This is a genomic window from Streptomyces sp. NBC_00028 (assembly GCF_045041065.1).
Classification (GTDB): domain Bacteria; phylum Actinomycetota; class Actinomycetes; order Streptomycetales; family Streptomycetaceae; genus Streptomyces.
The window spans coordinates 7,360,494-7,381,150 of the sequence record NZ_CP108293.1; the positions used below are offsets into that span (position 1 = coordinate 7,360,494).

Annotated in this window: 22 protein-coding genes; 14 read left to right on the forward strand and 8 right to left on the reverse strand. The window is 72.0% G+C overall.

The genetic code is table 11. The annotated features are described in order from the left end of the window. Nucleotides 1-78 precede the first annotated feature (78 nt). A complete protein-coding gene (locus OG885_RS33110) occupies nt 79-669 on the forward strand; it encodes an ArsR/SmtB family transcription factor (protein WP_405737905.1) in 591 nt (196 codons plus the stop codon). A gap of 23 nt (nt 670-692) precedes the next feature. Beyond that, complete coding sequence (locus OG885_RS33115) at nt 693-1,946, forward strand: MFS transporter (protein ID WP_405737906.1); 1,254 nt, start codon at nt 693-695, stop codon at nt 1,944-1,946. A 13-nt stretch (nt 1,947-1,959) separates the two neighbouring features. On the opposite strand, the gene OG885_RS33120 is transcribed toward OG885_RS33115, so the two are convergent. Then, nucleotides 1,960-2,595: a TIGR03085 family metal-binding protein gene (locus OG885_RS33120; RefSeq protein WP_405737907.1), complete on the reverse strand. Its 636-nt coding sequence runs from the start codon at nt 2,593-2,595 to the stop codon at nt 1,960-1,962. An 83-nt stretch (nt 2,596-2,678) separates the two neighbouring features. Between OG885_RS33120 and hisI the strand changes: the two genes are divergently transcribed. From hisI to lgt, 11 genes are all read left to right on the forward strand, one after another. Next, the gene (gene hisI / locus OG885_RS33125; protein ID WP_405737908.1) at nt 2,679-3,104 is read left to right on the forward strand and encodes a phosphoribosyl-AMP cyclohydrolase; all 426 of its coding nucleotides are present in this window, start codon (nt 2,679-2,681) and stop codon (nt 3,102-3,104) included. 11 nt (nt 3,105-3,115) lie between these two features. Next, nucleotides 3,116-4,591, forward strand: a complete 1,476-nt coding sequence (locus OG885_RS33130) for an anthranilate synthase component I (RefSeq protein WP_405737909.1) — start codon at nt 3,116-3,118, stop codon at nt 4,589-4,591. A 98-nt stretch (nt 4,592-4,689) separates the two neighbouring features. Further along, complete coding sequence (locus OG885_RS33135) at nt 4,690-5,331, forward strand: TIGR02234 family membrane protein (RefSeq protein WP_405737910.1); 642 nt, start codon at nt 4,690-4,692, stop codon at nt 5,329-5,331. A gap of 178 nt (nt 5,332-5,509) precedes the next feature. Continuing rightward, nucleotides 5,510-5,758, forward strand: coding sequence for an HGxxPAAW family protein (locus OG885_RS33140; RefSeq protein ID WP_405737911.1), 249 nt, complete (start codon nt 5,510-5,512; stop codon nt 5,756-5,758). Nucleotides 5,759-5,847: 89 nt separating this feature from the next. After that, nucleotides 5,848-6,288, forward strand: a complete 441-nt coding sequence (locus OG885_RS33145) for a DUF2752 domain-containing protein (RefSeq protein ID WP_405737912.1) — start codon at nt 5,848-5,850, stop codon at nt 6,286-6,288. Nucleotides 6,289-6,426: 138 nt separating this feature from the next. Beyond that, complete coding sequence (gene trpC / locus OG885_RS33150; RefSeq protein ID WP_405737913.1) at nt 6,427-7,236, forward strand: indole-3-glycerol phosphate synthase TrpC; 810 nt, start codon at nt 6,427-6,429, stop codon at nt 7,234-7,236. Nucleotides 7,237-7,270: 34 nt separating this feature from the next. Continuing rightward, nucleotides 7,271-7,510, forward strand: a complete 240-nt coding sequence (gene trpM / locus OG885_RS33155; protein ID WP_405742984.1) for a tryptophan biosynthesis modulator TrpM — start codon at nt 7,271-7,273, stop codon at nt 7,508-7,510. A 56-nt stretch (nt 7,511-7,566) separates the two neighbouring features. After that, nucleotides 7,567-8,850, forward strand: a complete 1,284-nt coding sequence (gene trpB / locus OG885_RS33160) for a tryptophan synthase subunit beta (RefSeq protein WP_405737914.1) — start codon at nt 7,567-7,569, stop codon at nt 8,848-8,850. Beyond that, nucleotides 8,847-9,665 carry a tryptophan synthase subunit alpha gene (gene trpA, locus OG885_RS33165; RefSeq protein WP_399959194.1) on the forward strand — a complete coding sequence of 273 codons (819 nt, stop codon included), beginning with the start codon at nt 8,847-8,849 and terminating at the stop codon, nt 9,663-9,665. The genes trpB and trpA overlap by 4 nt, the downstream gene beginning before the upstream one ends. An 88-nt stretch (nt 9,666-9,753) precedes the next feature. Continuing rightward, nucleotides 9,754-10,530, forward strand: coding sequence for a DsbA family protein (locus OG885_RS33170; protein ID WP_405737915.1), 777 nt, complete (start codon nt 9,754-9,756; stop codon nt 10,528-10,530). A gap of 93 nt (nt 10,531-10,623) precedes the next feature. After that, on the forward strand, nt 10,624-11,601 hold the full coding sequence (gene lgt, locus OG885_RS33175; RefSeq protein ID WP_405737916.1) for a prolipoprotein diacylglyceryl transferase: 978 nt from the start codon (nt 10,624-10,626) through the stop codon (nt 11,599-11,601). Between the two features lie 64 nt (nt 11,602-11,665). On the opposite strand, the gene OG885_RS33180 is transcribed toward lgt, so the two are convergent. The 7 genes from OG885_RS33180 to OG885_RS33210 form a co-directional block, all read right to left on the reverse strand. Further along, nucleotides 11,666-12,493 carry an HpcH/HpaI aldolase/citrate lyase family protein gene (locus tag OG885_RS33180; RefSeq protein WP_405737917.1) on the reverse strand — a complete coding sequence of 276 codons (828 nt, stop codon included), beginning with the start codon at nt 12,491-12,493 and terminating at the stop codon, nt 11,666-11,668. Continuing rightward, nucleotides 12,490-13,695: a CaiB/BaiF CoA transferase family protein gene (locus OG885_RS33185; RefSeq protein WP_405737918.1), complete on the reverse strand. Its 1,206-nt coding sequence runs from the start codon at nt 13,693-13,695 to the stop codon at nt 12,490-12,492. Before OG885_RS33185 ends, OG885_RS33180 begins: the two co-directional genes overlap by 4 nt. Further along, nucleotides 13,692-14,588, reverse strand: coding sequence for a ribokinase (gene rbsK / locus OG885_RS33190; RefSeq protein ID WP_405737919.1), 897 nt, complete (start codon nt 14,586-14,588; stop codon nt 13,692-13,694). The genes OG885_RS33185 and rbsK overlap by 4 nt, the downstream gene beginning before the upstream one ends. Beyond that, on the reverse strand, nt 14,585-16,051 hold the full coding sequence (locus OG885_RS33195) for an ADP-ribosylglycohydrolase family protein (RefSeq protein WP_405737920.1): 1,467 nt from the start codon (nt 16,049-16,051) through the stop codon (nt 14,585-14,587). The genes rbsK and OG885_RS33195 overlap by 4 nt, the downstream gene beginning before the upstream one ends. Continuing rightward, nucleotides 16,039-17,238 (reverse strand): ADP-ribosylglycohydrolase family protein, encoded by a 1,200-nt coding sequence (locus tag OG885_RS33200; RefSeq protein ID WP_405742985.1) that lies wholly within the window; start codon nt 17,236-17,238, stop codon nt 16,039-16,041. Before OG885_RS33200 ends, OG885_RS33195 begins: the two co-directional genes overlap by 13 nt. 17 nt (nt 17,239-17,255) lie before the next feature. Beyond that, nucleotides 17,256-18,404 (reverse strand): ADP-ribosylglycohydrolase family protein, encoded by a 1,149-nt coding sequence (locus tag OG885_RS33205; RefSeq protein WP_405742987.1) that lies wholly within the window; start codon nt 18,402-18,404, stop codon nt 17,256-17,258. A 143-nt stretch (nt 18,405-18,547) separates the two neighbouring features. After that, nucleotides 18,548-19,588: an ADP-ribosylglycohydrolase family protein gene (locus OG885_RS33210; RefSeq protein WP_405737921.1), complete on the reverse strand. Its 1,041-nt coding sequence runs from the start codon at nt 19,586-19,588 to the stop codon at nt 18,548-18,550. 274 nt (nt 19,589-19,862) lie between these two features. On the opposite strand from OG885_RS33210, the gene OG885_RS33215 reads away from it, so the two are divergent. Beyond that, nucleotides 19,863-20,594: a VIT1/CCC1 transporter family protein gene (locus OG885_RS33215; RefSeq protein WP_405737922.1), complete on the forward strand. Its 732-nt coding sequence runs from the start codon at nt 19,863-19,865 to the stop codon at nt 20,592-20,594. The last annotated feature ends 63 nt before the right edge of the window (nt 20,595-20,657 follow it).

Here is a 20,657-nt window from a genome sequence, read left to right on the forward strand (position 1 = left end):
TTACTTGTGGAGAGATACGAAAGGGAAGTTGCGCAAAATCTATTGCGCAACTTTTCTTTCGTATCTACGGTGGGGCACATGACAGGCAAGGAGAGAGACCGCAGGATCACGGACGTGGGCACGCTCAAGGCACTCGCCCACCCGCTGCGGATGCGGCTGTACCGGAACCTGACCCTGGCCCGTGTCGCCACCGCCTCACAGTTGGCCGAGGCGGTCGACGAGGCCGTCTCTCTGGTCAGCTACCACCTGCGCAAGCTCGCCGAGCACGGGCTGATCGAGGAGGCCGAACCGCAGAGCGCGGACGGCCGGGAGCGGTGGTGGAAGCCGGCCTCCGAGGGCGTCAGCATCCGCGACGAGGACTTCCAGGACGCCCCCCAGGTAGCGGCCGCACACGCGGCGGCCACCAGGATCTTCGCCGACCAGCGCATCGACATGTACCGCCGCTGGCTCGACGAACGGTCCACCTGGAACCCCGAGTGGAACCGGACGGCCACGTCCACCGAGTCGGCGGTCCGCCTGACGGTGGAGGAGACGGCCGAACTGAACAAGGAACTGCTCGCGCTGCTCCATAAGTACGACGAGCTGGGCCGGGACGCCGACGCCGCCGGTGACACCGAGGGCCGCGAGAACGTCGCGGTGCACACGTACACCTTTCCGTTCCGCGCCTGAGACGTCCCGAGAGGACCCCGCCCATGACCGCCACGCTCATAGCCCCGACGGACGTCACCTCCCGCCCCGCTCACCGCGACGGCAACGTCCTGCGCTGGCTCGCCGCCTACACCTCCTCGATGGTCGGCGACAGCGTCTACTACATCGCCCTGTCCTGGGCCGCCGTACAGGCGGGCAGCCCTTCCCAGGCCGGTGTCGTGATGTCCGTGAGCGCGCTGCCGCGGGCGATCCTGATGCTGGGCGGGGGAGTCATCGCCGACCGGCTCGGACCGCGCCGGGTCGTCATCGCGAGCGACGTCGTGCGCTGCGCGGCCGTCCTCGCGGTGGCGGCGCTGCTGTTCCTCACCAGCCCCGGGCTGTGGCCGCTGGCCGCGCTGGCGTTCGTCTTCGGCACCGTCGACGCCGTGTTCATGCCGGCCGTGGGTGCCCTCCCCGCGCGCGTGACGTCACGCGACCAGCTCGCGCGCGTGCAGGGCATGCGGGGGCTCGCGATCCGGTTCGCGAGCGTGGTCGGCGGACCGCTGGGAGGCCTCGGGGTCGCGGTGGGCGGGGCGGCGGCCGCGTTCGGGCTCGCCGGGCTGCTGATCGCGGTGTCGGTGCCGCTGCTGGTCAGCGTGCGCATGGGGGAGCTCCCCGCCGACGACACGTCCGGTGACGCCCCTCGCGGCACCGCCTGGAACGACCTGGTGAGCGGCCTGCGCTACATCCGCCGGCACCGCGTCCTCGCCCCGCTGATGCTGGCCATCGCCCTCGGCGACCTCGGTTTCGTCGGCCCGCTCAACGTCGGTCTGACCCTGCTCGCCGACGAACGCGGCTGGGGCGCCTCCGGCATGGGGGCGGTGCTCGCCGGGTTCGGTGTCGGCGCGGGGCTGGCCTCGCTGCTGCTGACGGTGCGCGGGCGGCTGCCGCACGCCGGGCAGGTCGCGGCGTACGCCATCCTCGCGGGCTCCGTCGCGATCGGGGCGCTGGCCTTCGCGCCGAGTCTGGTCGCCGCCGTCGGCACCGCCCTGTTGGTCGGGCTGCTCGCCGGGCTCAGCGGCGCGATGTGCGGCGCCCTGCTCCAGACCCAGGCCGACGCCGCCTACCTGGGCCGCGTCAGCGCCGTCGCCGGCCTGGTCAGCCTGGGCTTCGCGCCGCTGAGCATGCCACTGTCCGCCGCGGCCGTCGGGGCGTGGGGGACGGGCCCGGTGTTCGTCGTCAGCGCGGCGGTGTGCGGGCTCGGCGGGGTCGTGGCCCTGTGCGTACGGGACCTGCGCCGCGCCGAGCTGCCGAAATAGCTGGAGTCTGCGCTCAGATCCCCAGCTGCTTGCCCTCGTGCAGCTTCGTGATGGCGTCCTTGTCGCCGTCCAGGTCCACCTTGGCGGCGCTCTGGCGGCCGTAGAGGAACAGCAGCAGTTCCGACGGCTCGCCCGTCACCGTCACCACCGGTGTGCCGCGGTGGGCGACCGCCGTCTGGCCGTCGGGGCGGCGCAGCACCAGACCGGTCGGGACACCGCGGCCCATCAGCCGGGCGGTGCGTTCCAGGCGGGACCACAGGGCGTCCTGGAAGACGGAGTCGAGCTCGCGGGGCGTCCAGTCCTCCTGGGCCCGGCGGACGTCCTCGGTGTGGACGTAGAACTCGATCGTGTTGGACGCCTCGTCGAGCTGCTTGAGCTGGAACGGCGAGAAGCGCGGCGGGCCGGTACGGATCAGCTGGATCAGCTCCTCGTACGGCTTGGCCGCGAACTCCTCCATCGCCTTGTCCAGGCGGGCGGAGAGCTGCTTGATGAGGAGGCCGGCCGAGGCGTCGGGGCGGCGCTCGCGCACCACCACGTGCGCGGCGAGGTCCCGGGTCTGCCAGCCCTCGCACAGGGTTGGGGCCTCGGGACCGGCGGTTTCCAGGAGATCGGCGAGCAGAAGTCGTTCACGCTTGGCGAAAGTCGACATGCCGTCAGCCTACGACCGGCCCGGGGGTCCGCACAGTGGACACCACGCCGTCACTGTCAGTGCGGCGCGGCACAATGGCACCCATGACCAGCACGACCGGAGACCCCCGGCCCAGCAGCCTCGACCCCGAGATCGCCGCGCGTCTCAAGCGCAGCGCCGACGGGCTCGTCCCCGCCATCGCCCAGCAGTACGACACCGGTGAGGTGCTGATGCTCGGCTGGATGGACGACGAGGCGCTGCATCGCACGCTGACCACCGGCCGCTGCACCTACTGGTCGCGCAGCCGCCAGGAGTACTGGGTCAAGGGCGACACCTCCGGCCACTTCCAGTGGGTCAGGTCGGTCGCGCTGGACTGCGACGCCGACACCGTGCTGGTCAAGGTCGACCAGGTCGGCGCGGCCTGCCACACCGGAGCGCGTACCTGCTTCGACGTCGACGTGCTCCTCAAGGACGGCGACGGCCCGGACCGGGGCGGCGCCGATTCCGGCTCGCCCGCCTCGGATCAGTAAGGTCAGCCGCCATGGACCTCGAGACCTTCCGCAAGCTCGCCACCGACCGGCGCGTCATCCCGGTCACGCGCAAGCTCCTCGCCGACGGCGACACCCCGGTCGCGCTCTACCGCAAGCTCGCCGCCGAGCGCCCCGGCACCTTCCTGCTGGAGTCCGCCGAGAACGGCCGCTCCTGGTCCCGCTACTCCTTCGTCGGCGTCCGCTCCTCCGCGACGCTCACCGCGCGCGACGGCCAGGCCCACTGGCTCGGCGCCCCGCCGGTCGGCGTCCCCGTCGACGGCGACCCCCTCGCCGCCCTGCGCGCCACCATCGAGGCCCTGCACACCCCGCACCAGGAGGGCCTGCCGCCCTTCACCGGCGGCATGGTCGGCTACCTGGGCTACGACATCGTCCGCCGCCTGGAGAAGATCGGCCCCGGTGAGCGCGACGACCTTCAGCTGCCCGAGCTGACCATGCTCCTCACCAGCGACCTCGCCGTGATGGACCACTGGGAGGGCTCGGTCCTGCTGATCGCCAACGCGATCAACCACAACGACCTCGACACCGGCGTCGACGAGGCGTACGCGGACGCGGTGGCCCGTCTGGACGCCATGCAGGCGGACCTGTCCCGCGCGGTGGCCCAGCCGCCCGCCGTGCTGCCGCCCTCCGAACTCCCCGAGTACACCGCCCTGTGGGGCGGCGAGGACTTCCAGGCGGCCGTCGAGGACATCAAGGAGCGCATCCGCGCGGGCGAGGCCTTCCAGGTCGTCCCCTCCCAGCGCTTCGAAACGCCGTGCACGGCAAGCGCGTTGGACGTCTACCGGGTCCTGCGGGCGACCAACCCCTCCCCGTACATGTACCTGTTCCGCTTCGACGGCTTCGACGTCGTCGGCTCGTCCCCCGAAGCGCTCGTCAAGGTCGAGGACGGGCGGGCCATGGTCCACCCCATCGCCGGCACCCGCTGGCGCGGGGCCACCCCGCAGGAGGACCAGGCCCTCGCCGACGAACTGCTCGCCGACCCCAAGGAGCGCGCCGAGCACCTCATGCTGGTCGACCTCGGCCGCAACGACCTGGGGCGGGTCTGCGAACCGGGCTCGGTCGAGGTCGTCGACTTCATGTCCATCGAGCGGTACTCGCACGTGATGCACATCGTCTCGACGGTCACCGGAAAGGTGGCGGAGGGCCGTACCGCCTTCGACGTCCTCACCGCCTGCTTCCCGGCCGGCACCCTCTCCGGCGCCCCGAAGCCCCGCGCGATGCAGATCATCGACGAACTCGAGCCGTCCCGGCGCGGTCTGTACGGCGGCTGCGTCGGCTACCTCGACTTCGCGGGCGACTCCGACACGGCCATCGCCATCCGAACGGCCCTGCTCAGGGACGGTACGGCGTACGTCCAGGCGGGCGCCGGGGTCGTCGCCGACTCCGACCCGGTCGCCGAGGACCAGGAGTGCCGCAACAAGGCGGCGGCGGTGCTGCGCGCGGTCCACACGGCCAACCGGCTCGGGTGATAGGGCGAGTCAGAGCGAGTCAGGACGGTGCTCGTCCGGAAAGTAGGACGAGGCTCATACGAACCCCGGGTGACGGTTCGCCCGGGGTTCGGGCGATAGTGGAGTACGTGACTGCTGTTCCTCACCCCCGTTCCGAAGCCGCAGGACCCGCCAGGGCCGGCCGCCTCAGCCTCGCCGTGGCCCTGCTGGCCGGCGCCCTCGGCGCGGCACTGGCGCTGCTCGCCACCCGCCAGCAGTGGTCGTCGGGCACCGCCACGGTGGCCGGCGGCGACTTCCCGCTCACCGCGAAGGGCAGCGACGTCACGGGCGTCCCCGCGGCCCTCGCCATAGTGGGCCTCGCCGCGCTCGTCGCCGTCTTCGCCGTCCGCAAGGTCGGCCGCTTCGCGGTCGCCGCGCTGCTCGCGCTCTCCGGGGTCGGCATCGTCGTCTCGGCGCTGCTCGGCGCGTCCGACAGTTCCGCGCTCGATGATCAGGCGGCGTCCGCTTCCGGCGACGCGGCCGCCACCGTTGATGGGCTCAGCCATACCGCGTGGCCGTACCTCGCCGTGGCCGGCGGGGCGTTGATTCTGCTGGCCGGGTTGTTGGCGCTGCGGTACGGGCGGCTGTGGCCTGCGATGTCGGGGCGGTATGAGCGGAACGGGGTGCCTCCGGCGGTTCGGCGGAGGAAGGCCGCCGATCCTGATCGGCCGGAGGAGATGTGGAAGGCGTTGGATCGGGGCGAGGATCCGACGGGGGCGTAGTTTCCTGGCTGCGGGCCGGTGGGGGCTTGTCGCGCAGTTCCCCGCGCCCCTGAAGGTCGGCTGCACCACCCGGCATTGACCCGCTAGGCCTACCCCTGCTCACCGCTCACCTACGCGTGCGGAACAATGGTCTCCGAGCGTCCGGCTCAGACACGTTTACAGCAACGAGGAGCAAGTCATGGCGGGCAGCAGCCACGGTCACACCCCGGCCGCCTGGACCGGTGTCACGATCGCCTTCATCGGTTTCTGCGTCTCGGGCGCCTTCATGGTGATGGCCCAGCCCGCGGGCTTCTGGGCCGGCATGGCGATCGTGGTCATCGGCGGCATCGTCGGCTGGATCATGAGCGCGATGGGCATGGGCCAGCCGAAGGACACCCACAAGGATCTCCTCGCCGCGCAGCCGGAGCCGGCGAGCGCCAAGGGCTGAGAGCAGCACGTACGTACCTCGTGGAGGGGCGGACCGGCGGAGGTGCCGGGGCCGCCCCTCACGCGCGTCCGGGCCCGTGCGGGGGCACAATGCGAGGCGTGAACGCCGACAGCCAGAGGGTGATGACACATACGGCCGTGCTGGGGCGGGTGGCCGTACCGGCCGGCGTCCTCGCGGCCGTGGCCGGGGCCTTCGCCTACGTGGGGGCGGTCGACCCCAACGAGCCAGGGCACTACCCCGTCTGTCCGCTGCTGCGGTACACCGGCCTGTACTGCCCCGGCTGCGGCGGACTGCGCAGCGCGCACGCCTTCGTCCACGGAGACCTCCTGACGGCCCTCCAGGCCAACGCCCCGGCCGTCCTCGGCTATCTGGGCCTCGCCGTGCTGTGGACCGTCTGGGTGGTCCGCTCGGCGCGCGGACGGCCCCTGCGGATCGACCTCGGCCCGGTCCACCTGTGGACGCTGGGGACGTTGCTGCTGGTCTTCACGGTTGTCCGGAACCTGCCGTTCGGTGGCTGGCTGCATCCTTGATCAATCGGTGAACGTCCAGGTAGTGGGACCGGCGTCAACCGGATGCGAGGGCTACGCCCTCCTGCGGATACCATCGCAGTGACCACCTGTTTTCACCGGTCGCTGGAACTGTCAACCGTCTGGAAGGGGGCCGCTCGCGTGAGTGTGCTCGACGAGATCATCGACGGAGTCCGTGCCGACCTCGCGGAGCGGCAGGCGCGCGTCAGCCTCGACGAGCTCAAGGAGCGCGCGGCGCAGGCTCCCGCGGCCAAGGACGGCGTGGCCGCCCTGCGCGGCGACGGCGTCAAGGTCATCTGCGAGGTCAAGCGCTCCAGCCCCTCCAAGGGCGCGCTGGCCGCGATCGCCGACCCGGCGGGCCTCGCCGCCGACTACGAGGCGGGCGGCGCCGCCGTCATCTCCGTCCTCACCGAACAGCGCCGCTTCGGCGGCTCGCTGGCCGACCTGGAGGCCGTCCGCGCGCGCGTGGACATCCCGGTCCTGCGCAAGGACTTCATCGTCACGTCGTACCAGCTGTGGGAGGCCCGGGCCTACGGCGCCGATCTCGCGCTGCTGATCGTGGCCGCCCTGGAGCAGCCCGCCCTGGAGTCCCTCATCGAGCGCGCGGTGTCCATCGGACTCACCCCGCTCGTCGAGGTCCACGACGAGGACGAGGTCGAGCGCGCGGTGGACGCCGGCGCGAAGATCATCGGCGTCAACGCCCGCAACCTCAAGACCCTTGAGGTCGACCGCGGCACCTTCGAGCGCGTCGCCCCCGAGATCCCCGACACCATCGTCAAGATCGCCGAGTCCGGCGTCCGCGGCCCGCACGACCTCATCGCTTACGCCAACGCCGGCGCCGACGCGGTCCTGGTCGGCGAGTCCCTGGTCACGGGCAAGGACCCCAAGACGGCGGTGGCGGACCTGGTGGCAGCGGGCGCACATCCCGCACTCCGCCACGGCCGCGGTTGATCATTCGCTAGGCTTGGGCTCGATGACCGTCCTGATGACCGTGACGACCGCGGACCGCTATGCACGCCTCGCGCGTGGCTGCCGTCCGCGTGGTTGCCGTGCGCCCGCGCGAAGGGTGCACGGTCGCCGGGTCCGGTATGTCATCGGTGACGAGCCGGGTCAGGTCAATGGCATGCGATGGCATCAGCGCCCCTTCAGGGGCGCGGGGCTGTATTTGATCTGCGACTACCGTCGCGTGGGCGCGACCAGCCACGACGGGCCCGCAGCCAACTGACATTCCCCGCCCCCACGGCGATTAGGTATTTCCCCAACTCACCGTGAGGTTTCCGCATGCCCAGCGAGTTCTTCATCCCCGACCCCGAGGGGCAAGTCCCCAGCCCTGAAGGCTACTTCGGGGCGTTCGGCGGCAAGTTCATCCCGGAGGCCCTCGTCGCCGCCGTGGACGAGGTCGCCGTCGAGTACGACAAGGCCAAGCACGACCCCGAGTTCGCCAAGGAACTCGACGACCTGCTGGTCCACTACACCGGCCGCCCCAGCTCCCTCACCGAGGTGCCGAGGTTCGCCGAACACGCCGGTGGCGCCCGGATCTTCCTCAAGCGGGAAGACCTCAACCACACCGGCTCCCACAAGATCAACAACGTGCTCGGCCAGGCCCTGCTCACCAAGCGCATGGGCAAGACGAGGGTCATCGCCGAGACCGGCGCAGGCCAGCACGGTGTCGCCACCGCCACCGCCTGTGCCCTCTTCGGCCTCGAGTGCACGATCTACATGGGCGAGATCGACACCCAGCGCCAGGCCCTCAACGTGGCCCGGATGCGCATGCTCGGCGCCGAGGTCATCGCCGTGAAGTCCGGCAGCCGCACGCTGAAGGACGCGATCAACGAGGCGTTCCGCGACTGGGTCGCCAACGTCGACCACACCCACTACCTCTTCGGCACGGTCGCCGGCCCGCACCCCTTCCCGGCGATGGTCCGCGACTTCCACCGCGTCATCGGCGTCGAGGCCCGCCGCCAGATCCTGGAGCGGGCCGGCCGGCTCCCCGACGCGGCGATCGCCTGCGTCGGCGGCGGCTCCAACGCCATCGGTCTGTTCCACGCCTTCATCCCGGACGCCGACGTACGCCTCATCGGCTGCGAGCCCGCCGGGCACGGCGTGGAGACCGGCGAGCACGCGGCCACCCTGACCGCGGGCGAGCCCGGCATCCTGCACGGCTCCCGCTCCTACGTCCTCCAGGACGAGGAGGGCCAGATCACCGAGCCGTACTCCATCTCCGCCGGTCTGGACTACCCGGGCATCGGCCCCGAGCACTCCTACCTCAAGGACTCCGGCCGCGGCGAGTACCGCGCGGTCACCGACGACGCGGCCATGCAGGCGCTGCGTCTGCTCTCCCGCACCGAGGGGATCATCCCGGCCATCGAGAGCGCCCACGCGCTGGCCGGCGCCCTGGAGGTCGGCAAGGAACTGGGCAAGGACGGGCTGATCATCGTCAACCTGTCCGGGCGCGGTGACAAGGACATGGACACGGCCGCGCGCTACTTCGGCCTGTACGACACCGACGCCGAGGTCGCGGCCGACGCCGCCGACCTGGCCGAGATCGAGGGGGACGCCAAGTGAGCGGGAACATCCAGCTGCTGACCGACACCCTCGCGGCCGCCAAGGCCGAGGGCCGCTCCGCGCTCATCGCCTACCTCCCGGCCGGGTTCCCGACCGTGGACGGTGGCATCGAGGCGATCAAGGCCGTCTTCGACGGCGGTGCCGATGTCGTCGAGGTGGGGCTGCCGCACAGCGACCCGGTCCTCGACGGTCCCGTCATCCAGACCGCCGACGACATCGCCCTGCGCGGCGGAGTCAAGATCGCCGATGTCATGCGGACGGTGAAGGAGGCGTACGAGGCCACCGGGAAGCCGGTGCTCGTGATGACGTACTGGAACCCCATCGACCGCTACGGCGTCGAGCGCTTCACGGCGGAGCTCGCCGAAGCGGGTGGCGCCGGGTGCATCCTGCCCGACCTGCCTGTGCAGGAGTCGGCGCTGTGGAGGGAGCACGCCGAGAAGCACGGTCTCGCGACGGTCTTCGTCGTGGCGCCGAGCAGCAAGGACGAGCGGCTCGCCCGGATCACCGCGGCGGGCAGCGGGTTCGTGTACGCCGCCTCGCTGATGGGCGTCACCGGCACTCGCGCGTCGGTCGGCGCGCAGGCGCAGAACCTGGTCGAGCGCACCCGGGCCGCCGGCGGCGACCTGCCGGTCTGCGTCGGGCTCGGTGTCTCCGACGCGGCGCAGGCCGCCGAGGTGGCCGGCTTCGCCGACGGGGTGATCGTCGGCTCGGCCTTCGTGAAGCGGATGCTGGACGCGCCGGACGACAAGGCCGGCGTCGAGGCCGTCCGCGAGCTCGCCGCTGATCTGGCGAAGGGCGTGCGCGGACAGGCGTAACAAGTCAGGACGTTTCGTACAGGTCACTCGAACGGGTGGACCTGGGGCCGGGGAGGCGCTCAGCGCCTCCCCGGTTCGTTCTGCGGGTGTGAGCGAGAAGAACCGTGAGGGAAAGCGCACCGCCCGCGAGCGGCTGGCGGTCGAGCGTGAGAAGCAGAAGGCCGCGGAGAGGCGACGGCGGACGCTGATCGTGAGCGCGAGCGTCCTGTGCGTCCTGGGCCTCGCGGCGGTGATCGGAATCGTCGCCGCCAACGCGGGCAAGGACGACGACAGCGATGCCGCGGGCCCGGTCGTGGCGCCCTCGGGCGCCAATGGCGACGACAACCTCGCCATCCCGGTGGGCAAGACCGACGCCAAGTCCACGCTCACGGTGTGGGAGGACTTCCGCTGCCCCGCCTGCAAGTCCTTCGAGGACGCCTACCGCTCCACGATCCATGAGCTGACGGACTCGGGCGAGCTGAAGGTCGAGTACCACCTCGCGACGATCATCGACGGAAACATGGGCGGCAGCGGCTCCCGCACCGCGGCCAACGCCGCGGCCTGCGCCCAGGACGCCGGCAAGTTCACCGCGTACCACGACGTGCTGTACGAGAACCAGCCGTCCGAGACGGACGACGCCTTCGCCGAGACCAGCAAGCTCATCGAGCTGGCGAAGAAGGTCGACGGCCTGGACACCGCCACGTTCCGGACGTGTGTCGAGAAGGGCACTCACGACAGCTGGGTCAGCAAGTCCGCGGCGGCCTTCCGCAACGGCGGATTCAGCGGCACTCCGACCGTCATCCTCAACGGCAAGAACATCTACCAGGACCAGACGATGACCCCGGCGAAGCTGAAGGAGCAGGTGCAGAAGGCGGCCAAAGGGTAAGGAGGGACTGGAGAATTCCGACCCTCCCGTTATGGAGCCGTAGCCGGGCTGCCCGCCGTCGGCGGCGCCCGGCACGGTAGCGTCGGTTCTGCCATGGAACTTGCCTACATTCCCAGCCCGTCGCACGGGGTGTACCACCTCGGTCCCATCCCGCTGCGCGGCTACGCGTTCTGCATCATCATCGGCGTCTTCGTCGCGGTCTGGCTCGGCAACAAGCGCTGGCTCGCCCGCGGTGGCCGCGCCGGCACGGTGGCCGACATCGCGGTCTGGGCGGTGCCGTTCGGTCTGATCGGCGGCCGGCTCTACCACGTGATCACGGACTACGAGCTGTACTTCAGCGAGGGTCGTGACTGGGTGGACTCCTTCAAGATCTGGGAGGGCGGCCTCGGTATCTGGGGCGCGATCGCGCTCGGCGCGGTGGGCGCCTGGATCGGCTGCCGCCGCCGGGGCATCCCGTTGCCGGCCTACGCCGACGCCATCGCCCCCGGTATCGCCCTCGCACAGGCGATCGGCCGCTGGGGCAACTGGTTCAACCAGGAGCTGTACGGCCGGGCGACCGACCTCCCCTGGGCCCTGAAGATCACGTCCTCCACGGACGGCCGGGTGCCGGGCACCTACCACCCGACGTTCCTCTACGAGTCCCTGTGGTGCATCGGCGTCGCGCTGCTCGTCATCTGGGCCGACCGCCGCTTCAAGCTCGGCCACGGACGGGCGTTCGCGCTGTACGTCGCGGCGTACTGCGTGGGCCGGTTCTGGATCGAGTACCTCCGGGTCGACGACGCCCACCACATCCTGGGCCTGCGCCTGAACAACTGGACCGCGCTCATCGTGTTCCTGCTGGCGGTCGTCTACATCGTGCTCTCGGCGAAGAAGCGCCCGGGCCGCGAAGAGGTCGTCGAGCCGGGTGCCGCCGACGGTGACGCCGAGGCCGGTGAGACCGAGGCGGATGAGAAGGCCGAGGCCGACTCCTCCGAGGAGGCCACCGAATCCACGGAATCCACCGAATCCACGGAGTCCACCGAGTCCACGGAGGACGTCAAGGACGAGGCCGAGTCGGCGAAGAAGGGCTGACGGCCGGTCGTACGACGATGAGGGCGCCCGGCGGATGCCGGGCGCCCTCTGTCCTGTGCGGAGGTCAGCGGCGGCGGGCGAGCGACAGCGTGCGTCGTGCCGCCGCGACCACCGCCGCGTCGACGAAGCTGCCGTCCGGCAGCGCCTGAGCTCCCTGCTCCCTGGTCGCCGCCTTCACGATCGTCTCCGCCTTCTCGATCTCCTGCGGGGCCGGGAGGTAGGCCCTTTCGATGACCGGGAGCTGGCGGGGATGGATGGCCGCCCGGCCCAGGAAGCCCAGGGTGCGGCCGTGGGCGCAGGAGGCGGCCAGGCCCGCCAGGTCGCGGATGTCGGGGTGGACCGACTGGGGCGGCGGCGGGAGGTTCGCGGCCCGCGCCGCCACGATCACCCGGGAGCGGGACCAGTCGAGACCCGCGTCGTCCCGTACGCCCAGGTCGGCCCGTAGATCGGACTCACCGAGGGAGATGCCGCGCAGGGACGGGTGGGCCGTGGCGATCGCGTAGGCGTGCTCGATGCCGAGGGCGCACTCCAGGAGGGCGTGGAGGGCCGGGGCGCCGCCGGCGGCGGGGGCGGTGCGCTCGGCGATGGCGGTGATCTGCCCCGGTCCTGCCACCTTGGGCAGACGCAGTCCTGACAGGCCCGGGAGGGCCGCCACCGCTCTCAGGTCGGCTCCCGCGAACGGGCCGTCGAGGGCGTTCACGCGGACGTGCACCGGGACGGGGTGCCGTGTGGTGAGGAGTTCGGCGGTGGCGTCGCGGGCGTACGCCTTGCGGTCCGGGGCGACCGCGTCCTCCAGGTCGACCACGACGACATCCGCGCCGGCCGCCAGGGCCTTCGCCACGACGTGGGGCCGGTCGCCGGGAGCGTACAACCAGGTCAGCGGTGTGGTCATACGGCTCCCTCCGCGCGCAGGGCCGCCAACTCGGCTTCGGTCAGGCCCAGTTCGGTGAGGACCGGGTCCGTGTCGGCGCCGTGCGGACGGCCCGCCCAGTGGATCGCGCCCGGGGTGGCGGAGAGACGGAAGAGGACGTTCTGCATCCGGAGGGGGCCGAGTTCGGGGTCGGGCAGGGTGGTGATGGTGTCGAGGGCCGTGTACTGCGGGTCCGCCATCACGTCCTGGACGTCCTGGACCGGGGCCACGGCGGCCTCCGCCTTCTCGAAGGCCGCCAGCACCTCCGTACGACTGCGCTCGGCGATCCAGTCGCCCACCGCCTTGTCCAGGACGTCGGCGTGCCGGGCCCGGTCGGCGCCGGTCGCGAACCAGGGTTCGTCGATCAGGTCCGGGCGGCCGACCAGGCGCATCACGCGTTCCGCGATCGACTGGGCGGAGGTGGAGACGGCGACCCAGCCGCCGTCCGCGGTGCGGTAGGTGTTGCGGGGGGCGTTGTTGGCGGACCGGTTGCCGGTGCGCTGCTGGACGTAGCCGAGCTGGTCGTACCAGGTCGGCTGGGGGCCGAGGACGGTGAGGATCGGCTCGATGATCGCCATGTCCACGACCTGGCCCTCGCCGGTGCGGTCGCGGGCCGCGAGGGCCGTCATGACGGCGTACGCGGTCGCGAGCCCGGCGATGGAGTCGGCGAGGCCGAACGGCGGCAGCGTCGGGGGCGCGTCCGGTTCGCCGGTGATCGCGGCGAAGCCGCTCAGCGCCTCGGCGAGGGTGCCGAAGCCGGGCCGGTGGGCGTGCGGGCCGAACTGGCCGAAGGCGGTCACCCGGGTGAGGATCAGCCGGGGGTTGGCCGCGGACAGTGCGTCCCAGCCCAGGTCCCATTTCTCCAGGGTGCCCGGGCGGAAGTTCTCGATGACCACGTCCGCGGTGGCCGCCAGGCGCAGCAGGGTGGTCCGGCCGCCCGGCTTGGAGAGGTCGAGGGTGATCGTGCGCTTGTTGCGGCCCAGCACCTTCCACCACAGGCCGACGCCGTCCTTGGACGGTCCGTGGCCGCGGGAGGGGTCCGGCTTGGTGGGGTGCTCGACCTTGACGACCTCCGCGCCGAAGTCACCGAGGAACGTGGCGGCGAGGGGGCCGGCGAAGAGGGTGGCGAGGTCGAGGACGCGCAGGCCGGACAGCGGGGCGGCGGGGGGCGGGGTGTCGGTCATGCGTGGTGCTGCTTGTCGATCTCGGAGCGGTACGGCATCGACGCCGACGCACCCGGCCGCTGCACCGACAGGGCCGCCGCCGCTGCCGCCCAGTGCAGGGCCTCGCGGATGGGGCGTTCCTCGCTGAGCGCGACCGCGAGGGCGCCGGCGAAGGTGTCGCCCGCGCCGGTCGAGTCCACGGCGGTGACCAGGGGGGCGGGCACGGCGAGGGGCTCGGCGGTGTCCCGGGTCACATAGAGGCTGCCCGCCGCGCCGAGCGTCACGACGACCGCCGGTACCCGGTCGAGCAGGGCGCGGGCCGCGGCGATCGGGTCGGACAGGCCGGTGAGGGTGGTCGCCTCGTACTCGTTGGGGAGCAACAGGTCGGTGGCGGCGAGGAGTTCGGGCGGGAGGGGCTGCGCGGGGGCGGGGGTGAGGATCGTCCGGACGCCGTGGGCGCGGGCCGCCTCGGCGCCGGCCACGACGGCCTTCAGAGGGATCTCCAACTGGAGCAGCAGGGCGTCGGCGGACGCGATCAGGCTCTCGTCGCCGGGGGCGAGATGGTCGACGGTGCCGTTCGCGGCGGGGATCACGACGATCGCGTTGCCGCCCTCGTCGTCGACGACGATGTGCGCGGTGCCGGACGGGCCCTCGACGGTGCGCAGATGGTCGGTGTCGACGCCGGAGTGCTCAAGGGTGGAGCGGAGTCGGGTGCCGTAGGGGTCGTTGCCGACCGCGCCGATCATCGACACGGTGGCGCCGGCGCGGGCGGCGGCGATCGCCTGGTTGGCGCCCTTGCCACCGGGGATCGTACGGAACTCGCGCCCGGTGACCGTCTCGCCGCGCTGCGGGGCCTTCTCGACGTAGGCGACGAGGTCCATGTTCGTGCTGCCGAGTACGGCGATGTGCGTCATGGGCGGGGTGCCTCCACGGGGGTCGGAGCGAGGGCATGGGTCAGATGGGCCAGGGTGTCGAAGCCGGTGCCGTCGAAGTCGCCCACGGACGTGGCGAGTCGGTTCTTCAACGGGGTCGTCCAGCGGTCGGGGAGGGCGTCGGGGCTGCCGGTGAGAAGGCCTGCGATGCTGCCCGCCGTCGCGCCGTTGGAGTCGGTGTCCCAACCGCCGCTCACCGCCTTGCAGATGGAGGCGGTGAAGTCGCCGTTCGCGTGCGTGAGGGCGGCGGCGGTCAGGGCGGTGTTGGGGATCGCGTGGACCCAGTGGTGGGTGGGGGCGTGGGTGGCGTGGAGTTCGTCCACGATCGTGTCGAAGTCGGGTGCTGTTCGGGCGAGTTGGATCGCGTGCCGGATCGCCTTCGCCAGGCGGGAGTCGGGGGGTACGACCGTCAGGCCGGTGCGCAGACAGGTGTGGATGTCGTGGGCCCCGGTGGCCGCGGTGGCGATCGTCGCCGCCGTGAACATCGCCGCGTAGACGCCGTTGGCGGTGTGGGTGAGCGTGGCGTCCCGGTGGGCCTGTTCCGCCGCGGCCGCCGGGTCGCCGGGGTTGGTCCAGCCGTGGACGTCGGCGCGGATCAACGCGCCGATCCATTCGCGGAAGGGGTTGCGGTGGCGGGCGGTGTGCGGGGGTTCCAGGCCGAGGAGGAGGTTGCGGTAGGCGATGCGCTCGGCGGTGAAGGTGCGGCCCGCGGGGAGTTCGTCCAGCCAGAGGGCGGCGACGTCGGTGGTGGTGAAGCCGCTGCCGTGGCGTTGGAGCAGGAGGAGGTTGAGGAGGGGGTAGTTGAGGTCGTCGTCCTCGGGCATGCCGTCGATGTTCTCGGCGAGGGAGGTGGGGGCCGAGCGGCGGTTCCAGGGGTGGGCGGCGAGGAGGGCCGGGGGGACGCCCTTCGCGGTGAAGTAGGTGGTGAGGGGCCAGTTGCCGGTCGACCTGGCCAGTTGGCGGATGGCGTCGAGGGGGAGCTTCTCCACCGGCTTGCCCAGGAGGCAGCCGATGGAGCGGCCCAGCCAGGCCGCTTCGTAGGCCGCTGGGGGTGGGGGCTGGCGTGGGGGCGTTTCGCTTGCCCGCGCTTGCGGGGTGCCGCTGCGCCCACCCGTGCCGCCCAAGCGGCACGACTGCCCGCAGCCAAGCGGCTGAGAGTCGTCCGGCCACTCTGGGCAGAGCGCCTTGATTCTGGCCAGGTCCGTGGGCTCCTGGTCCGCCAACCTGCTGGGCAGGTCCGCCAGTTCGTCCAGCAGGTCCTTCGCCAGGAGACGGAGGTAGCGGGACGGCGGGTGCGGGGAGGCACCTGCTCTGAGGGGGGCCTCCTGGCCGCCTGCCGCCTTCCAGCGCGCCGCGATCACCGACGCCTCGCGGCCGTCCAGTGCCGCCTGGCGGAGTTCATGTCCCAGCAGGTCCTCCGGTTGGACCCAGGTCAGCCGGAGCATCTGAGGCCTCCGATCTCCGTGAACGCGGCCTCGTGGGCGCGGCGGCGGTGGAGATCCCGGTCGTGGATCTCACGGGTCACCCGGGTGAGCGTCGTCGCCGGTTCCCAGAGGTCCAGGCGGCTGGCCTCCGAGACCGTCTTGGACCAGGCCTCCGGCACCGGGGAGCCCAGGGCGCCCGCGATGGCGCCGGCCATCGTCGCGATGGAGTCGCAGTCGCGGCCGTAGTTCACGGCGCCCAGGACCGCGGCGCGGTAGTCGCCCCCGGCCACGATCAACATGCCCAGGGCGACGGGGAGTTCCTCGATCGCGTGGAGGCGGGACGGGCGACGGGCGCCGAGGGAGGGGCTGCGGTAGTCGGGGCCCACCGTGTCGTAGGGGGCCACCGCCTCGCGCAGGGGGGCCAGGGCCGACTCGAAGGTGGTGTGGTGCGTCGCGGCTTCGCAGACCTTCTCGATCGCCGTCCTTGTGCCGTCCTTCGCGAGGGAAAGGCAATGGGCGACGACGGTCTCCGGCGTCGCGTCCGGTTCGCAGGCCGCCGCCACGGCCGCCGCGAAGACACCGGCCGCCTCGCGGCCGTACGACGACTGGTGGGCGCCCGCGATGTCCAGCGCCTCGGCGTAGGCGGCCCTCGGGTTCGCCGCGTTCACGAGACCCACCGGGGCCATGTACATCGCCGCGCCGCAGTTGACGATGTTGCCGACGCCTGCCTCGCGGGGGTCGGCATGGCCGTAGTGGAGGCGGGTCACCAGCCATTTCTCCGCCAGGAAGATCCGGTGGAGGGGGAGGGCCTCCTGTTCGAGTTCCGGGATCCAGCGGGGAGTTGTCATCAGGTCGGGGACCAGGTGGTCGGCGACCGCGTAGGCGTCGAGGTGGTCGCGGACCTCGGCGTAGACCCTGACCAGGGCGTGCGTCATCAAGGTGTCGTCGGTGACGTGGCCGTCGCCCTTGTGGTACGGGGCGATCGGGCGGGCCGTGCGCCAGGCGTCGCCGTTCCAGGGGCCGACGATGCCGTGGACGCGGCCCGCGTGGCGGTCGAGGATCTGGTCGGGGGAGTAGCCCTCCACCGGGCCGCCCAGGGCGTCGCCCACCGCGGCGCCCACCAGGGCGCCGGTGACGCGGTCCTCCAGGGTGGGGGTGGAGACGGGGGTGGTCGCGGTAGGGGTGTGTTGTGGGGGTTTGGGTGACATTGGTGGCATGGACCGAATCATCCTCCTGGCGGGGGCGGTTGCGTGGCTTCCAGGAGTTCGGCGAGTTCCACCAGGTCGGTGCCGGTGAGGCGGGGGAGGGCACAGCCGGAGAGGGTGCGGCAGGCGGCCCGCCAGGAGGGCGGGAGTGCGGCGCCGCCGGTGAGGGCTCCGGTGAGGGCTCCGGTCAGGGCGGGGGCCGAGTCCGCGACACGCGACAGACAGGCGGCGGCGGGGACCGCTTCCGTGATGTCGCCGTTCGCCGCTGTGGCCAGGGCCAGGGCGACCGGGACGGTTTCCGCGGCCGCGATGCCGTAGCTGTAGACGTGGTCGACGATCTGGTGTTCCAGGAGGGGGATCAGGGCGAACGCGGTGGGGGTGGTGCGGGCGAGGTGCAGGGCGTGGCGGGCGTTGCGGCCGATCTCGGTCTCTTCCGGGAGTTCGGTGAGGGCGGCCGTGGTGCAGGTGTGGATGTCCGCGCCGGTGAGGGCGAGGGAGAGGGCGGCCGCCATCGCTCTCGCGCCGTGTACGCCGTCTCCGTCCTGGGTGTAGCGGGCGTCGAACTCGGCCAGGTCCGCGGCGAGTCGGGGGTCGCCGGGGTGGGCCACGGCCAGGACGCAGGCCCTGACGCAGGCCGCGTCGTCGAAGTAGTGGGGGTTGTCGTGGCCGGTCGCGGGTGGGCGCAGGCCGGTGGCGAGGTTGCCGAGGCCGGCTCTCACCGAGATGCGGGCGCGTAGGGGGAGTACGGCGGACTCGACTTCCGGGGCGCGGTGCGCGGCGGCGGCGACCTCGCCGGCGAGGGTGGTCCAGGTGAGGTCGATGGCCGCTCTGGTACGGCGGTCTCGGCTGAGGTCGGGGAGGGTGGTGTCGTCGCCTGCGCGGAGGATCGACTCCGCGGTGAAGGCCGCCCATTCGGCGTCGTCGGAGGGGCCGAGGCGGAGGGGCTCGGGGGGTTGGTTGAGGGCGATGGGGACGGGGAGGGTGGTGGTGGCGTTCTGTTCGGCGAAGGTGTCGAGTTCGCGGGTGAGGCGGCGGGTCCAGTCGGGCATGCGGGCGGCTCTGTGGCGGGCGGCGGGCCATCCGGCGGCGTCGCCTGCGGCTAGGCCGAGCAGGAGGCCTTCGATGCGTTGAGGGGCGTTTTTCGCCCCCGCCGCCCCTACCCGTCCCATCACCAGGGGCGCTGCCCCTTCGACCCCGCCAGGGGGCTCCGCCCCCTGGGCCCCCGTCGGCCCCGAAAGGGCCTCGTCCTCAAACGCCGGACGGGCTGAGAGATGCGCCGGGTCCTCTTCGGGAGCCGGACGGGTCGGGGCGGTCATCGTGTGCCCTCCAGCTCGTCGCCGTCCGCCGCCAGTACGTACTCGGGCGGGGTCAGCAGGTCTGCCACGTCCAGTACGTGGTGGCCTGCCATGGAGGGGAGGCAGGTGCCTCTTGCCGGGGTGATGGCCGCTGCCCAGTCCGCCGGGATCGCCGAGACTCCTCGGGTCGCGCCGGCCAGGGCGCCGGCCACCGCCGCCGTCGTGTCCGCGTCGCGGCCCATGTTGACGGCCGTCAGTACCGCCTCCACGAAGTCGCCGTCCGCCGCCGCGTACGCGCCGAAGGCGAGGGCGACGGCCTCGGGGGCGAGGTCGGTCCAGGGGTAGCCGCCGATCACGACCGCGGAGCGGACCGCGCGTTCGCCTCGGTGGGCCACCGCCACCGCGCGGCGCAGGGAGCGGGCCGTCCAGGAGTCGTCCGGGATGACCGCCAGGGCCGAGGCGACCACCGCGACGGTGGGGGCGCCCGCCATCGCCGCCGCCACGCCCGCGGCCACCGCCTGGCCGCCGTAGATGCCCTCTCCGTCGTGGCTCACCGAGCCGTCGATCGCCGCCAGGCGGGCCGCCTCGGCGGGGCGGCCCGACGCGTAGACGCCGAAGGGGGCCGCGCGCATCGCCAGACCGTCGCTCCAGGCGTGGCGGTGCTGGGCGGAGATGGGGGCCGCGAGGCCCCGGCGCAGGTTCTCCAGGGTTCCTCGTTCGCTGAAGCCCGCTCCTCGGAACGGGCCCTCGTCGCGGTCCGCGATCCACTCGTGCCAGGCCGCCTCCACGTGGGCCGGGGTGAGGGCCGAGCCGTGGCGGGCCAGGAGGAGCCCGGAGAAGATCGCGTACTCCGTGTCGTCCGTGCCGGCGGGGTTCTGCGCCACATAGCCCGTGATGCGGCCCCAGCGGGCTCGGATCTCGGAGGGTTTGAGGTTCTCGGCGGGGGCGCCGAGGGCGTCTCCGACGGCCAGGCCCAGCAGGGCTCCACGCCCTCGTTCGCGGAGTTCGGCGGCGTCCCCGGGCGCCGGTGCCGACGGGATGCAGGCGATCGATGCCATACGGCGGCCTCTCCTACGGGGGCTCCGCACAGGGCGCGGGGCCTTTGCGGATGTGTCCCACGGGAGGGTCGCGAGAAGAGCATCACCGGCCTCAGCATCACCCGGTCGACATCTGAGCGAACCATCGATCGTATGCGCATTCGGAGGTAAAGGCGCAGGTTAGCGCAGCCTTTCCTTCGTGGCGGGCGGGAATTTCTCGTCGTACAGTCGGGTTGTCGGTAATTAGAATCTGTCTAAAGTTAGCTTTGGCTTAGCTTCCCTGGGGGGACCCCTGATGGCCATCATCGAGACCGAGGCGCCGCTGCACGAGGCGCACCGTGACAACCACACCCACCGCGATGTGAACGGGGGATGGCTGCGGCCCGCGGTCTTCGGGGCCATGGACGGGCTGGTCTCCAACCTCGCCCTCATGACCGGCGTCGCCGGTGGGGCCGTCGGGCAGCAGGCCATCGTCGTCACCGGTCTCGCGGGGCTGGCCGCCGGCGCGTTCTCCATGGCCGCCGGTGAGTACACCTCCGTCGCCTCGCAGCGTGAGCTCGTCGAGGCCGAGCTGGATGTCGAGCGGCGGGAGCTGCGCAAGCATCCGGAGGACGAGGAGGCCGAGCTCGCCGCGCTGTACGAGGGCCGGGGGGTCGAGCCGGCGCTGGCGCGGGAGGTCGCCAAGCAGCTTTCCCGTGACCCTGAGCAGGCGCTGGAGATCCATGCCCGGGAGGAGCTCGGGATCGACCCCGGGGATCTGCCCTCGCCGCTCGTCGCCGCCGTGTCGTCCTTCGGGGCTTTCGCGCTCGGCGCGCTGCTGCCCGTACTGCCTTATCTGCTGGGGGCGAGCGCGCTGTGGCCCGCGGTTCTTCTCGCGCTCGTCGGGCTTTTCGGGTGCGGGGCGGTCGTGGCCAAGGTGACGGCGCGGAGCTGGTGGTTCAGCGGACTGCGGCAGCTCGCTCTCGGTGGCGCGGCGGCCGGTGTGACGTACGCCCTGGGCAGCTTGTTCGGATCGGCCGTAGGATAGGTAGGCCGCTACTTATGCGATGGGACGCATAAGTAGCCGTTACTCACTGGTTTCGAATGCTTA